Source organism: Novosphingobium sp. NFX11 (genome assembly GCF_057376415.1).
Map to the genome: position 1 here is coordinate 1,547,437 of NZ_CP080385.1, position 14,516 is coordinate 1,561,952.

Here is a 14,516-nt window from a genome sequence, read left to right on the forward strand (position 1 = left end):
CAGCCCCCGCGATGCTTGCTAGATACCAATCTAACGGAGATTGGGTTCATGACTTATCGCCTGGGGGTGGACGTCGGTGGGACGTTTACCGACCTTTTGCTGCTCGATCAGAAGAACGGCTCGTTCTGGCGCCACAAGACGCCTTCCACCCCGCATGACAGCTCGGAAGGCATCCTGAACGGCCTCGGCGCGATCTGCGAGAAGGCGGGAATCACGCCTGCGGACATCGAGTACTTCCTCCACGGCACGACCGTCGCGACCAACGCGGTGCTCGAAGGCAAGGGCTCGCGCGTCGGCCTCGTCGTCACCGAGGGCTATGGCCAGGTCATGCAGATCGCACGCTCGTTCGTGCCCGGCGGTCTCGCCGGCTGGATCGTGTGGCCCAAGCCCGAGCCGCTCGCCGCGCTCGAGGACACCGTGGAGATCGCCGGGCGCATGGATGCGCAAGGGCGCGAGATCCGCCCGATCGACGAAGCCGGTATCCGCGCCGCGCTGGAGAAGCTGAAGGCGCAGGGCGTCGAGGCGCTGACGGTCAGCCTGATGAACGGCTACCTCAACGGCGCGCACGAGAAGCGCGTGGCGCAGCTGGCGGCCGAGATCATGCCCGACGTGCCGATCTCGCTCAGCCACCTCGTCCTGCCCGAGATGCAGGAATACGAGCGCACCCTCACCACCGTCGCCAACGCGGCGGTGCGCCCGGTCGTGGGCAAGTACGTGCGCAACCTGCGCGACAACCTGCGCTCCGGCGGCATGGCGGGCTCGCTCTCGCTGCTGCGCTCCGATGGCGGCCTGATGTCCTCCGAGAAGTCGGAGGAGCATCCGGTCGCGCTGCTGATGTCCGGTCCCGCAGGCGGCGTCACGGGCGCGCTGTGGGTCGGCAAGAACTCCGGCATCCGCAACATCCTGACGCTCGACGTCGGGGGTACTTCCACCGACGTGGCGCTGATCGAGAACCTTGAGGCGCGCCGCGTTCGCACCACCGAAGTCGGCCACCTCTCGGTCCGCGCCTCGGCGCTGGACGTGAAGACGGTGGGCGCGGGCGGCGGTTCGATCGCCTACGTGCCCGAACTGACCGGCGCACTGCGCGTAGGTCCGCAGTCGGCGGGCGCGGTTCCGGGTCCGGTGGCCTATGGCAAGGGCGGCACCCTGCCGACCGTGACCGACGCCAACGTGGTGCTCGGCTACCTGCCCGAGAACCTGCTGGGCGGCACCTTCAAGCTCGACCGCGAAGGCGCCAAGGCGGCGGTGCAGACCATCGCCGACAAGCTGGGCATCGGCCTGATGGAAGCGGCGCGCGGCATCATCGACATCGTCAACGAGAACATGTTCGGCGCGCTGCGCATGATCTCGGTGCAGCAGGGCTACGATCCGCGTCACTTCGCGGTGATGGGCTTTGGCGGCGCCGGTCCGCTCCACGTCAATGCCGTGGCCAAGCTGATGGGTTCGTGGCCGGCGGTCTCGCCCGTCTCGCCGGGCGTGCTCTGCGCGCTGGGCGATGCCACCACGCGGATGCGCACCGAGACGGCGCGCTCGTTCTCCAAGCGCTTTTCGGAGACCGAGGAAGCCGAGGTGATCACGCTGCTGGAAGAGATGGCCGCGCAGACCACCCGGGAACTGACCGCCGAAGGCATCGCCGATGCCGACGTCACCGTGCAGTTCGAACTCGACGTGCGCTATGAAGGTCAGGCCTTCGAAGTGCCGCTCTCGATCAGCCCCGACGTGCTCAAGGCCGATGGCCTGGCGGGCGTCAAGGCGCGCTTCGATGCCGAGCACGAGCGCCTGTTCACGTTCAACATGGACACCGAGCATGAGCTGGTGAACCTGCGCGCCGTGGCGCTCGGGCCGCTGCTCGAACTCGAGGCGCTGCGCCTGCCCGAAGGCAACGGCGATCCGATCGAGGCCAAGGTGCGCGACCACGAACTGTGGTTCAACGGCGCCATGGCCCCGGCCGCGATCTACGACCGCGCCAAGCTGCGCGCCGGAGACGTGATCAAGGGCCCGGCGATCGTCACCGAGATGGACTCGACCACGCTCATCGAAGGCGACTGCGTCGGCACCGTCGATGCCGTCGGCAACATCCTGATCAACCTGGCCTGAGGGGAGAGAACCAATGCCCGCACGTATCATCCAGGCTAACGAAACGCCCTTCAACAAGGTCGACATCGACCCCGTCACCCTCGAAGTCATCGAGAACGCGCTGCGCAACGCCCGCGTCGAGATGGACGCGACGCTGGTGCGCACCGCCATGTCGCCCGGCATCCGCGAGCAGGGCGACGCCTTCCCGCTGATCGCCGACCATCAGGGCCGCATGATCGTGGGCCAGTTCGGCTCGTACATCGGCCCGTTCCTCGACGGCTTCGACGGCACCGTGGAAGACGGCGACATGATCTTCCTGTCCGACCCCTACTCGGTCGGCGGCGCGATCAGCCACTGCAACGACTGGCTCGTGCTGCTGCCCGTGTTCAAGGACGGCCGCCTGATCGCCTATACCTCGATGTTCGGCCACCAGAGCGACATCGGCGGCATGGTGCCCGGATCGATGCCAATCCACGCCACCGAGATCTTCCAGGAAGGCGTGCGCATCCCGCCCGTCAAGATCTGGAAGAAGGGCGAATACAACGAGGACCTGATCAAGCTGGTCATGCACCAGTCGCGCACCCCGGCGTGGTGCAAGGCGGACCTCAACGCGCTGATCGCCTCGTGCCGCGTCGCCGCGCACCGCGTGGTCGAAATGGCGACGCGCTTCGGCGACGACGTCTTCGTCTCGGCGACCGACCTGCTGCTCGACCGCAACTTCCGCGCGATGCAGCAACTGATCGCCAGTTCGATCGGCGAGGAGAAGGTCTCGTTCGAGGACTACATCTGCGACGACGGCATGGGTTTCGGCCCATACAAGATCAAGTGCACGATGTGGCGCGAGAACGGGCGCGTCGTCCTCGACTTCGACGGCACCGATCCGCAGAGCCAGGCCTCGATCAACATGTTCCTGAACGAGAACATGATGCGCATGTTCTTCGGCATCTACATGATCATGGTCTTCGATCCGCAGATCCTGTTCAACGACGGGTACTATCCGCTGATCGACGTACGCATTCCGGAAGGCTCGCTGCTCAAGCCGAAATTCCCGGCCGCGCTTTCGGGCCGCACCCACGTGCTGGGCCGCCTGTTCGACATCCTGGGCGGCCTGCTGGGCCAGAAGACCCCGGAATTCCTCAACGCTGCCGGTTTCTCGTCGAGCCCGCACCTGTTCTATGCAGGCACCGACAAGGCCGGAAAGTGGTTCCAGCTGTTCCAGATCGGCTTCGGCGGCATTCCCGGCCGTCCGCTGGGCGACGGGCCGGACGGGCACTCGCTGTTCCCAGGCTTCACCAACGTGCCCAACGAGTTCCTGGAGCGCTACTTCCCGCTCGTCATCGAAAAGTACGAGACGGTGCCGGACTCCGGCGGTGCGGGCCTGCACCGTGGCGGCAACGGCATCAACATGGTCTACCGCTTCCTCGAGCCGGGCGTGATCGCCATCCACGACGACCGCTGGTTCGTGCCGCCCTGGGGCGTCAACGGCGGCCACCCGGGCAAGCGCGCGCGCAAGCTGCTGGTGAAGGCCGACGGCACCGAGATCGTCGTCGGCAACAAGCTGGAGGACTACCCGGTCGAGGCCGGTGACGTGCTGCACTTCATCACCTGGGGCGGCGGCGGCTGGGGCGACCCGCTGGACCGTGACCCGGCGCTGGTGCTGAAGGAAATCGGCCAGGGCCTCGTCACCGGCGAGGGCGCGAAGGACTACGGCGTCGTCATCACGGACGGCGCGGTCGATGAAGCCGCCACCACGGCGCTGCGCGAGAAGCTGCGTACCGAGCGCGGTGCAATCGGCGTGTTCGACTTCGGCCCCGACATCGAGACGCTGCGCGCGAACTGCCTCGCCGAAACCGGCTTGCCTGCGCCGACCGCGCCGAAGTGGGCCACCGTGGAATTCGCGGAGGCCGCCGAGTGAGCGACCTTCTCGACGACTACAACCGTGGCGGCTTCGGCGGGGCTCTGCAGCCCGGCAAGAAGCCGGCGCTGTTGCTGGTGGACGTGGTCGTGGCGTATCTCACGCCCGGTCAGCCCCTCTACTCGCCGCGCTTCGAGACGGCTCTCGCCTCTTGCGAGCGTCTGACCGCAGCGGCGCGGGAAGCGGGCGTGCCGGTGATCTTCACCAACGTCGTCTACCGCGCAGGCGGCAAGGACGGCGGGCTGTTCTACCAGAAGGTGCCGGCGCTGGAGGCTTTCCTGGAGGGCTCGCCGCTCGGCGCCTTCCCGGACACGCTGCAGCCGCGCGCCGACGAAGTGGTGGTGACCAAGCAGTACGCCTCGGCGTTCTTCGGCACCTCGCTGGCGGCCACGCTGACCAGCATGGGCGTGGACAGCCTGTTCATCACCGGCTTCTCCACTTCGGGCTGCGTGCGCGCCTCGGCGCTGGACGCGCTGCAGAACGGCTTCGTGCCGCTGGTGGTGGCGGATGCCTGCGGCGACCGCGACGAGCGGCCGCACGAGGCGAACCTGTTCGACCTGTCGAAGAAGTATGCCGAAGTGCTCAGCGAGGAGCAGGCCATCGCCCTGATGGGGTGAGGTTTCTTGCGAATACGAGATGAAGGGGAGGCACGGCGCAGGCTGTGCCTCCCTTTTTCATGCGCCGACGCTGGGGGATCAGCGCCGGGCATGGCAGGCGCCACTCCTTCGTCATTGCGAGCGTAGCGAAGCAATCCAGGGAGTATGAAACCGCTCTGGATTCTTCGCTACGCTCGCAATGACGAAGGTGGGTGGTCGATGGCGATTACCGGGTTCTACCAATTCCGGAAGTCCGCTCCACCGAGCGCAGTTCGGGGAGGAAACAAAAAAGGCCGGGGTTTCCCCCGGCCTTTCCTTGTGTCGCATCAGCGTCGGATCAGAACTTGATCTTAGCCTGCACGCCAGCGGTACGCAGGTCGCCGAGACCCAGCATCAGCGCCGACGTCCGCGCCGCATAAACGAAGCCCGGTGACAGCGTGTAGTTGTCAGAGATCGTCAGGGGCGTCTTGTTGTTGAAGATGTTGTTCACGAATGCCTCGAGCGAGAGGTTGCCCCGCGTGATGCCTGCGCGTGCGTTGAACAGGTGCAGGTCCGGCGTGCGAGCAAGGTTCGCCTCGTTCGACCATACGCCCGACTTGAAATTCCAGTCGCCGCGCACGAACCAGCTGCCCTTGTCCCAGCCCGAAATCTCGGTGCCGACCTGGACGCCGACGTTGGCCGAATACTTCGAGGTGTTCTTCATCTCCTTGCCGGAATAGTCGTAGATTCCGGTCAGGGCGCTAACCGTGGAGCTGGCGAAGGCCTTGATGTCCGAGTCGTTGATCGCACCGGCGGCGTCGATGGTCAGGAACTCGGTCGGGCGCCAGGACGCTTCACCCTCGATACCGCGCAGGTTCACCGAACCCGCGTTCATCGATGCGGTGACGAAGCTGTAGCCGGTGGGCTGCGTGGCGTCGGGCGCGACGATGATGGTCGAGTTGATCTGGTTGCGCCACTGGGCGTAGTAGGCCGCGAAGGTGTAGCGCAGGGTCGATCCGATGCGACCCTTCAGACCGATCTCGTAGTTGGTGATCTTCTCGGGCTCGATGGCGAGCTGGCCACCGGCAGCGGCAGCGGCATCCTGCACGCTTTCGACCTGCGACAGGATGTTGGTGTTGAACTGCGCCGGGTTCACGCCCTTGGCCCACGATGCATAGACCATTGTGTCGGGAGTGATCTGCCAGTTGACGATGGCGCGCGGGGTGAAGTTCTTGTACTTCGCGCTCGCGAGCACGGTGCCGCCGGTGTAGAAGCCAGCCGGGATGAACGCGCTCGATGCGACGTTCACGCCGGAGGGGCGGGCGAACGCCTGCAGCTGGTCGATCTGGTAGCGGCCTTCGAAGCTGGCCGAGATCGTGTCGGTCACGTCGTAGGTCAGGCCGAAGAACAGGCCCGTGGTCTTGTTCCGGCTGAGACCGCCGGGCGAGAGGCTGGACGCGGTCAGCGCGCCGGTGCCGCCACCCAGGCCCTGCAGCTGGTCGGCGCTGAGGTAGCTGATGCCTGCGACGCCGCGGAACGGACCCGACACGTACTGCAGGCGGCCTTCGAGCGAGAAGTCGTCGATCTTGCGTTCGATCAGGTACGGATAGTTGAAGTATCCTTCGCCGAAGATTTCGGAAGCGTCGATCGTGCCGTTGCCGTTGTAGTCGTAGCCGCTGGGCAGGGCGCTGCCGTCGTAGCTGTCAAGGTCGATGAAGGTCGTCCAGACCTCACGGTTATATCCTGCAAGCGCCGAAGCGGTCAGCCCGTCGGTAACCTCCCAGTCGAGCGTCGCGTGGGCGTGCTTCGTGCGGCGCAGCAGGCCGTAGCCCTGCACGCCTTCCGAGGGATCGACGATGCGGTTGGTGCCGATGTTGAGGAACTGGCGCACGAAGTCGGTGTTGGTGACGTTCGCGGTGACCGGGTTCGCCATCGTCGGGATGGTGCCGCAGAAATAGGGGTTCTGCACCGCAGTGCCGGCCGGCAGGCCGGTAGTGGGGTTCAGAACGCCGCGGGTGTCGCCGGTGAGGACGCAGTTCGCCTGACCCTGGACGACGGTGCTGCCGTTCGGCGCCTTGACGTCGTAGGAATAGAGGCGGGTCTGGGCGGAGGGGCCGTCCTTGTCCTCGCTCAGCATGCCGAACAGCTTGATGGTGACGTTCGACGCGGGGGTGATGGCGAGCAGGAGCGAGGCGCTCTTGGTCTGCTGGTCGCCCAGCGTCACGCCGTCCTGGTTCTTCCACGAACCGTCCCTGGAATACTGCTCGCCGTTGATGCGGAACGAGAGGAGGTCGGGGATGATCGGACCTTCGATCGAGCCGCGCAGGCGCCAGTTGTTGCGCGTGCCGAGCATGCCGAGCACTTCGCCGCCCCAGTCGTTGCCGGGCATCTTGGTCACGACGTTGATCGCGCCCGCGAAAGTGTTGCGGCCGAAGTAGGCGCTCTGCGGACCCTTGATGATCTCGACGCGCTCCGGGTTGCTGATCGCGCTGACCTGCGAGGGCGAGGACACCGCGACGCCGTCGATGAACATCGAGGTCGTGGTGGCTAGCGTGGTCGACGGCGTCATGCCGCGCATGACGACCTGCTGGAACGAGCGGTCGGCGTGGCCGGACGAGCTGTTGTTGATGTTGATGCCCGGGGTCGAGGCGGCCATGTCGGTGACCGAGACGATGCCCTTGGCGTCGAGCGTTTCGGAGGTGATCGCGGTAACGGTGACCGGAACCTTGAGGATGTCTTCCCCGGTCTTGCGTGCGGTGACGATGATGTCGCCGCCGGTGTCCTGCGCCATCGCGGGAGCCGCGGTCAGGCTTGCTGCAATAGCAATGCCAGACAAGGTGGAGGCGAACTGGAGTTTATATTTGCCGGTCATTTCGTCCCTCAATGTTAAAGGCGTGCTTGCGACGCCAATTGTTGTCACGTTCCCTGCGTATCTGCGAATTTCACTGCCATTGGTTTTTGTAATGATACTATGCGCATTCTGCACTGACGTGCAGCATCGGAAGCGAGTAAGCTATTGGCCATCCCGTCGGCCCGATGGTGATAAAATTTCAATTTGCGATTCTGCGTGAATCAAGAAATTTTTATCGCCGTAAGAATTCCCTTAACTCGCGCTCTATTGAAGAGGCTCGTGCCCTTTGTTCGCCTGTCGGATGCAACGGCGTCCGACAGGCGCATTCATCACCGCACAGCGACTTTCGCGAGCCAGGCTTCGAGGTCGCGGGTGAACTTCTGCGGCTTTTCCCACATCGGAAAATGGCCGAGGTCGGGGTATTGGATCAGCGTCACCGGCGCGTTGGTGAAGCGCTTCACGGAGGCATCGGCGCTTTGCGAGATCACGTCGTCGTAGCTGCACCACTGCAGCAGCACCGGCACGTGGACGGTTTCGGCCACGGCGCCGACGTCCGACGTCTTGAACGCCTTGACGTTCGCCTGGATGTATTGCGCCTGCCGGTCGAGCGCGCCGGGCAGGTTGTTCATCTCGGTGATCTGGTCGACCATGCGGTCGGTCGGCTGGAAGCCGGGCGGGGTGGTATCCTCCAGCATGGCGCGCCAGAACCAGTGCGGGCGCCAGTTCGGCAGCACCGCCTTGAATACCGGCAAGCTCCAGCTCAGGCGCCAGTTGACCTTGCGGGTCTGGCTGGGGCGCTCCAGCGGCAGCATGGAGAACGCCATCGCCGTCACGTGGCCGGGATAGGCGCGGTTGTATTCCAGCCCGACGTTGGAGCCGTTCGACGTCGCGACAAGCGCGAACTTGTCGTAGCCGAGCTTCGTCAGCAGCCCGTTCATGAGTTCGGCCGAACGCGGCGTCGAATAGACCCCGGAAGGATCGGGCGCGGTCAGGCCGTAAGGCGACCAGTCGAAGCGCACGACGCGGTACTTGTCCTTGAGGATCGCGGCGACGTCGTCCCACTCGTGCAGGTTGACGATCGAGCCGTGGAGCAGGACGATCACCGGGGCGCCGACCGGGCCTTCCTCGCGCACATGCAGGCGCACGCCGTCGATGGTGACGAAGCGCGAGGGGCCGTCGGCCCAGCGCTTTTCCAGCTGCGCACGGTCGGTCTCGCCCGCTCCGGCGCGCAAGGCCAGAACGGTGCCGCCGCCGACGAGGACGACTGCGCCCAGCGTGGCGAGTGCGATGCGGCCGATCTTCATGCCGTCACCGCTTCGCGCGCGGGCAGGCCCAGCGTTTCGCGCAGGGTGGCGCCGGGATAGTCGGTGCGCAGGCGGCCGCGCGCCTGCAGGATCGGCACGACCTGACCGACGAAGTCTTCAAGACCCCCGGCATGTAGCTGGGCTGCAGGGTGAAGCCGTCGCAGGCGCCCGCGTCGCGCCACTCGATCATCATGTCGGCCATCTGCTCGGGCGTGCCGATGAACACGTTGTGGCCGCGCGGGTGGCGCATGAAGTTGGCGGCGAACTCGCCCAGCGGCGTGCCCTTCTCGGCGCCCGGCACGATCGAGCGGGCGACGTCGCCCTGCGGCAGCAGGGTCTTCGCGAGAATCTCGTCGACCGGGATCTGGCCGAGCGGATCGAAGCCGGTCAGGTCGCAGCACAGCGATTCCGACAGATACTCGATCGCCAGCGCATCGTCGGCAAGGTCGAGGGTCGCGGTATGCTCGGCGCGGGCTTCCTCCTCGGTGCCGCCGAGCACGCAGGACAGGCCCGGCATGATACGCACGCCGTCAGGGCTGCGGCCGACGCCCGCCACGCGGCTGCGCAGGTCTGTGCGGAAATCGACACCCGCCTGGATCGTGGCGGCGGGGCAGAAGATCGCTTCGGCCGTGCGCGCGGCGAAGTCGCGGCCGTCGGGCGACTGGCCTGCCTGCACCAGCACCGGGCGGCCTTGCGGCAGTTCCGGCCCTTCGCGGTCCATTTCGGCCCACAGTTCGCAGGCGCGGGCGACGACTTCGACGGCGTTGCGATAGCGCGCGTCCTTGGGCGGCAGTTCGGTCTCGCCGAAGTTGGGCGCGGTGTCGGGGTGCGCGGTGGTGACGATGTTCCAGCCCGAACGGCCGCCGGTGATGCGCTCCATCGTGCCAAAGCGCTCGGCCAGCATCTCAGGGCTGTTGTATGTGGTGGAGACGGTGGCGACGAGGCCGATGTGCTTCGTCACCGCCGCCATCGCCGTCAGCAGCGTGACGGGATCGAGCGTCGGCATCGCAAGGCGTTCGGGGCGCGGCCACCGGCGCCGCGCGATTGCAGCTGGTCGCCGAAGACGATCGCGTCGAAGCGGCCCTGTTCGGCCAGCTGCGCGACGCGGGTGTAGTAGTCCATGTGGAACACGCCCTCGGGCCGGGCGCGCTCATGCTTCCAGCCGGTCGGGAAGAAGCCGATGCCCTGCAGGAAGGCCCAAAGATGAATCTGGTTTTGCATCATGCGATCTCCGGGATCACGGCGCCGCCGGGCTGGTTGGAGGCGGTGGAAGGGATGGGCAGGCCAAGCCGCGCGCGCAGGTCTCCGGCCGGGCGAGGTGCCAGCAGGGAGGCAAGACGCGCGCCGATCTGCGGCAGCTGCGTCAGGGCATCGTTCAGGGTGAAGTGTGCGCCGTCGATCTCGCGCGCCTCGAAGCGTTCGGCCAGCATCGCGGCGTCGGCATCGGCGCCGACCTTGATCAGCCGCTTGGTCGCCTGCGGGGCGGCGGTGCCGTCGGACACCAGCGCGATGTCTGCATCGTCGATGGCGATCGGATCGTCGCCGTCCACCACCAGCAGCGGATGGCCGAGTGGCGGGCGCATCGCGTTGACGGGACCTGCGACCTTGAAGAACGCGCCCTTGTAGTTCGATGCCTTGACCTTCGATGCGTCGAGGTAGCGGCCGCTTGTCTTGTCGAGGATCAGCGTGTCGCTGCCCCAGCCGTCCCACAACGCGCGGGCGGCGCCGACCATGTCTTCGGCCATGCCCTCGGGCGCGCCTTCGGGGACGACCGACCAGCCGGTGCGCCCGGCGGCGAGAAAGTCCACTGCCGACAGCGCGCGGGCGACGTGGAAGGGGTGCGCCTTCGATGCGGGCACGGTGGCGACCACGCCCAGCGTCGAGGTCATCGGTGCGGCCCAGGCGACGAGCACTTGCGCGTCGAACGGACGCTCGCCCGAACGGCCGAGCATGAGGAGGTCGAACCCGGCCGCTTCGGCGGCCTGCAGCACGGCGCGGGCATGGCCGGGTACGGCGAAGGCCGGTTCGGCCACGGAGGCGGAAAGGATGAAAGGTCTGGTCATACGATGATCACCGGGTCGTGGAGAGGATGGATGGGTTCGCAGCCGGTCTCGGTAATGCGCACGAGGTCTTCGCAGTGGGCCGAGCCGCCGATGCCGGTATCCAGCGTCGGGCAGTCGACCGAGAGGATCATGCCGGGCTCGATGACGATGTCGGGCTTGCGCCAGAAACCGCCGTGGACTTCGCCGGGCTCGTCGGTGTGGGCAAGGCCGACGCTATGCGGGCCGAAGCCGATCGCGGCCTCGTACCCGGCGGCGCGGATCGCGGTCTCGCCGATCGCGGTGATCTCGGAATAGCGCAGGCCCGGGCGCAGCTTCTCGCGCACGGCTTGCCAGCCGAAGGCGGCGGCCTCGGCGGCGCGGCGCGCCTCGCGCGTCGGCTCGCCGATGAAGACGGTGCGCGCGAAGTCGCCATGGTAGCCGAGGAACTGGCTGACCCCGTCGAGCATCAGCGTCTGCCCGTCCTCGACCTGAAGGCGCGAGAGGTCGGAGGAGACGCGGTCGACGTTGAGGAACAGCGCGGTGTTGCCGCGCGCCGCGCACTCCATGCGATAGAGCGCCTGAAGCTCGACGTGCGTGGCGCCCGCGCGGATGGCATGGCCGACCGCATTGAGCGCATCGACGTTGGAGCGCGCCGCGCGCGCCATCAGCGCATGTTCCAGCGGCGACTTCACGAGGCGGATCTCGCGCAGGATGTTGTCGGCCTGGACCATCGCGCCGGGATGGTCGTGACGCTCAGCGACTTCGGCGATGACGGTGTGGTCGAAGCCGATCCGGCCCTGCCAGAGTCCCAGGCCCTTCATGGCCGCGACGATCGCGCCGCCCGCGTCGCTGCGTGCGGTCATGGCGCCGCTGAGGGTCGCGCTGACGGCCGCCCGGTGCCGTTCGGTGCCGCTGAGTGCCGCTGAGTGCCGTTCCGGAAGGACAGTAGAGAAGGGCACTTCGAGCGCGGTCTCGTCGCCCTCGTCGCCCATGTGGGTATAGAGCCAGACGGCGACGTCGCTGCGGTTGCGCCCGTCCGCCCAGCTATAATGATGCAGGAAGCGGCTGGTCACGAGGCCCGGATTCTCCGGCCTTTCGCGCGCGATCAGGGCGAAAGTGCCCGGCGGCTGCCCGGCGCGGGTGCGTCCGATCTGCGGCCAGTGACCCAGCGCGTGAAACACGTTGATCGGGTCGCCCAGCACCAGCCCGGCCAGATCGTGCTGCTCCATGACGGCGAGCGCGCGCGCCAGGTTCATCGGCCCTTCGCGCTCGAGCGCCGCGAGTAACGCGCCATCGTCGGGGAGGAGTGTCGTGTCCATGCTGCAATATGAACACGACCGGGCGCGGTTCGCGCTCAGTGCTAAAGTTTTATTCGCTAGCCGATAAACTTTCTCTTCATGTCACGGCTTGGCGAGCGACTGGGATAGCCTGCCTCTCATGAACCCGACTGACAAGAACCCATTTGCGCAGATCGAGCGCGCTTTCGTGCGGCTCGACGAGGGCCAGCTTCACTTGCGACGCCTTCCGGCCGCAGAGCCGGGGCACACGCCGCTGCTGCTGTTCCACGCCTCGCCTGCCTCTTCTTGGTTCCTGCAGGACTTCATGCTCGCCCTGCGCGCGGCAGGCCGGCTGGGCGAGATCGTCGCGCCCGACACGCTGGGCAACGGCGATTCGCCGCCGCCCGCCCCGGCCGAGCCCGACATTGCCTACTTCGCCGATTCGATGGAACGGCTTTGCACCGCGCTCGGCTTCGACGCGGTGGACGCCTATGGCACCCACACCGGCGCGCGCATCGCCTGCGAGCTGGCGGCGGGCCATGAAGGCCGCGTGCGCCGCCTCGTCCTCGACGGCATCACCGAATACGAGGACGAACTGCGGGACGCCGTCGTCGCCAACTATGCACCTGTGGTGGAGCCCGACGAATACGGCCGCCATCTGATCTGGGCCTTCAACTTCTGCCGCGACCAGGCGCTGTTCTTCCCGCACTTCATGAAGGACGCCGAGCACCGCCTCGCCGTGCCGATGCCGCCGCCGCAGATCCTGCATCGGATCACGCTCGACGTGCTCAAGGCGCTGGATACCTACCCCAAACCCTATATCGCCGCGTTCCGCTACCGCGCGTTCGAGCGCATGGCGCGGATCGCCGCGCCGACGCTGCTGCTCAAGCCGGAAACCGAACTGGCCCTGCTCAACGCCTCGGTGAAGACCGCGCTCGGCCTGCTGGCCGATGGGCATGAGGCATCCACCGGCGGCTCGGCGCAGGCCAAGGCGGACGTGATCGCGCAATTCCTCGCAGCCGGAGCATGAAGATGGACGCTACCACCGCAGCGGGTGCGCACAAGCGCCTCGACATCGGCATCTGCCTCGGTTTCGGGGTGGGCACGGTCGGCGTGTCGATCATGCTCAACACCGTGACGACGTACTTCCCGGCGCTGATGTCCACCGTGCTCGGGCAGTCGCCGGAGATTGCGGGCTACCTGCTGATGGTCTCCAAGCTGGCCGACGCGGTGATCGACGTCGTGATCGGCAGCCTGTCCGACCGCGCCCGCACCCGCTGGGGCCGCCGCAAGCCATTCCTTGCCGCAGGGGCGCTGCTTTCGGCGGTGTCGTTCGTGATGCTGTTCGCGCCGCCGGTCATGGGGCAGGGCGCGCTGATGGTCTGGATGATCGCCGCGCTGGTGATCTATTCGACTGCGTATTCGCTGTTCAACGTGCCGTACATGGCGCTGCCCGCCGAGCTGACCGACGGCTTCCACGAACGCACCCGCCTGATCGGTTTCCGCACCGTGTTCGTCTCGATCGGCCAGCTGCTGGCGATGGCGGGCACTGCGTGGCTGATCCAGAGCGGCGGCGCGGGCCGCGCGGGCTTCGCGACGATGGGCCTCGTCATGGCGCTCATCATCGGCGGCGCCATGACTGCGACGGCGCTCTCGGTGCCGGTCCAGCACGGTAGGCAGCCCGCGACGGGCAAGCACTTGCCGGGCTTCGCGCAGATGCGCGCCATCGCCCGCAACCGGCCGTTCATGATGCTGCTGGGCGCGAAAGTCTTCCAGTTCCTTTCGTTCGCCTCGGTCGCATCGACGATGCTGCTCTACATGCTCAACGTCGTGGGCGTGGGCTATACCGGCCAGATCATCATGGCCGTGACGCAGAATGTCGTCACCGCGCTCGCCATGCCGCTGTGGGTGTGGAGCGGCAAGACGATCGGCAAGCGCCGCACGTACCTTTGCGGCGTGGTGATCTTCTGCCTGACCACGCTGAGCTGGCTGCTGGCCGACAACTCCATCACCACCGTCGGCATCATGGTGCGCGCGGTAGGCGGCGGGCTCGGTTCGGGCGCGATCATCCTCATGTCGATCTCGATGCTGGGCGACACGCAGGCCTATGACCGCGTGCTGACCGGCGAGGCGCGCGAGGGCCTGCTCTCCAGCGCCATCGCCGTGGTCGAGAAGGTCAGCTTCGCGCTCGGCGTTGCGGTGCTCGGCGTGTTTCTCCATGCGCTCGGCTACGTGCCGACGACGGGCGGCGCGATCGTGAAGCAGCCCGAGAGCGCGATGCTGGCGCTGAAGGTCGGCTTCGCGGTGATCCCATCGATCATGTTCACGATCAACGGGCTGTTCCTGTGGGCCTACGACCTCGACGAAGACAAGTTCGCCGCCGCGCGCCTGCGCAGCGAAGAGGGCTTCGGGAACACCGCGCTGTGATTGCACGCGCTTACACGACCTGCCGCTACGGCCAGATGCATTACCGCAT

General features: G+C 66.7%; 11 protein-coding genes. 5 read left to right on the forward strand and 6 right to left on the reverse strand.

Annotated features, from left to right (window positions below; translation table 11 throughout):
- Nucleotides 1-48 precede the first annotated feature (48 nt).
- From KZO24_RS24920 to KZO24_RS24930, 3 genes are read left to right on the forward strand one after another with little or no spacing between them, the layout of a single operon-like run.
- Entirely contained in the window at nucleotides 49-2,097 is a 2,049-nt protein-coding gene (locus tag KZO24_RS24920; RefSeq protein WP_271183758.1) for a hydantoinase/oxoprolinase family protein, read from the forward strand.
- A gap of 13 nt (nucleotides 2,098-2,110) precedes the next feature.
- The gene (locus KZO24_RS24925) at nucleotides 2,111-3,991 is read left to right on the forward strand and encodes a hydantoinase B/oxoprolinase family protein (RefSeq protein WP_271183759.1); all 1,881 of its coding nucleotides are present in this window, start codon (nucleotides 2,111-2,113) and stop codon (nucleotides 3,989-3,991) included.
- Nucleotides 3,988-4,608 (forward strand): isochorismatase family protein, encoded by a 621-nt coding sequence (locus KZO24_RS24930; protein WP_271183760.1) that lies wholly within the window; start codon nucleotides 3,988-3,990, stop codon nucleotides 4,606-4,608. Before KZO24_RS24925 ends, KZO24_RS24930 begins: the two co-directional genes overlap by 4 nt.
- A gap of 316 nt (nucleotides 4,609-4,924) precedes the next feature.
- Here KZO24_RS24930 and KZO24_RS24935 read toward each other — a convergent pair whose 3' ends face one another.
- From KZO24_RS24935 to KZO24_RS24960, 6 genes are all read right to left on the reverse strand, one after another.
- On the reverse strand, nucleotides 4,925-7,438 hold the full coding sequence (locus KZO24_RS24935; protein ID WP_370424073.1) for a TonB-dependent receptor: 2,514 nt from the start codon (nucleotides 7,436-7,438) through the stop codon (nucleotides 4,925-4,927).
- Nucleotides 7,439-7,746: 308 nt separating this feature from the next.
- A complete protein-coding gene (locus tag KZO24_RS24940) occupies nucleotides 7,747-8,721 on the reverse strand; it encodes an alpha/beta fold hydrolase (RefSeq protein WP_486487375.1) in 975 nt (324 codons plus the stop codon).
- Between the two features lie 4 nt (nucleotides 8,722-8,725).
- A complete protein-coding gene (locus tag KZO24_RS24945; protein WP_486487376.1) occupies nucleotides 8,726-9,727 on the reverse strand; it encodes an LLM class flavin-dependent oxidoreductase in 1,002 nt (333 codons plus the stop codon).
- Nucleotides 9,697-9,945: a hypothetical protein gene (locus tag KZO24_RS24950; protein ID WP_486487377.1), complete on the reverse strand. Its 249-nt coding sequence runs from the start codon at nucleotides 9,943-9,945 to the stop codon at nucleotides 9,697-9,699. The genes KZO24_RS24945 and KZO24_RS24950 overlap by 31 nt, the downstream gene beginning before the upstream one ends.
- On the reverse strand, nucleotides 9,942-10,784 hold the full coding sequence (locus KZO24_RS24955; RefSeq protein ID WP_271183764.1) for an LLM class flavin-dependent oxidoreductase: 843 nt from the start codon (nucleotides 10,782-10,784) through the stop codon (nucleotides 9,942-9,944). Before KZO24_RS24955 ends, KZO24_RS24950 begins: the two co-directional genes overlap by 4 nt.
- Nucleotides 10,781-12,082, reverse strand: a complete 1,302-nt coding sequence (locus tag KZO24_RS24960; RefSeq protein WP_271183765.1) for a M24 family metallopeptidase — start codon at nucleotides 12,080-12,082, stop codon at nucleotides 10,781-10,783. Before KZO24_RS24960 ends, KZO24_RS24955 begins: the two co-directional genes overlap by 4 nt.
- A gap of 118 nt (nucleotides 12,083-12,200) precedes the next feature.
- Here KZO24_RS24960 and KZO24_RS24965 point away from each other — a divergent pair, with 118 nt between their 5' ends.
- Complete coding sequence (locus KZO24_RS24965; protein ID WP_271183766.1) at nucleotides 12,201-13,070, forward strand: alpha/beta fold hydrolase; 870 nt, start codon at nucleotides 12,201-12,203, stop codon at nucleotides 13,068-13,070.
- A 2-nt stretch (nucleotides 13,071-13,072) separates the two neighbouring features.
- Nucleotides 13,073-14,467, forward strand: a complete 1,395-nt coding sequence (locus KZO24_RS24970; RefSeq protein WP_271183767.1) for an MFS transporter — start codon at nucleotides 13,073-13,075, stop codon at nucleotides 14,465-14,467.
- Nucleotides 14,468-14,516: the final 49 nt, after the last annotated feature.

Coding starts and splice junctions, on each gene's coding strand:
- KZO24_RS24920 (WP_271183758.1), top strand. CDS start 49: ATGACTTATCGCCTGGGGGTGGACGTCGGTGGGACGTTTACCGACCTT.
- KZO24_RS24925 (WP_271183759.1), top strand. CDS start 2,111: ATGCCCGCACGTATCATCCAGGCTAACGAAACGCCCTTCAACAAGGTC.
- KZO24_RS24935 (WP_370424073.1), bottom strand. CDS start 7,438: ATGACCGGCAAATATAAACTCCAGTTCGCCTCCACCTTGTCTGGCATT.
- KZO24_RS24940 (WP_486487375.1), bottom strand. CDS start 8,721: ATGAAGATCGGCCGCATCGCACTCGCCACGCTGGGCGCAGTCGTCCTC.
- KZO24_RS24945 (WP_486487376.1), bottom strand. CDS start 9,727: ATGCCGACGCTCGATCCCGTCACGCTGCTGACGGCGATGGCGGCGGTG.
- KZO24_RS24950 (WP_486487377.1), bottom strand. CDS start 9,945: ATGATGCAAAACCAGATTCATCTTTGGGCCTTCCTGCAGGGCATCGGC.
- KZO24_RS24955 (WP_271183764.1), bottom strand. CDS start 10,784: ATGACCAGACCTTTCATCCTTTCCGCCTCCGTGGCCGAACCGGCCTTC.
- KZO24_RS24960 (WP_271183765.1), bottom strand. CDS start 12,082: ATGGACACGACACTCCTCCCCGACGATGGCGCGTTACTCGCGGCGCTC.
- KZO24_RS24965 (WP_271183766.1), top strand. CDS start 12,201: ATGAACCCGACTGACAAGAACCCATTTGCGCAGATCGAGCGCGCTTTC.
- KZO24_RS24970 (WP_271183767.1), top strand. CDS start 13,073: ATGGACGCTACCACCGCAGCGGGTGCGCACAAGCGCCTCGACATCGGC.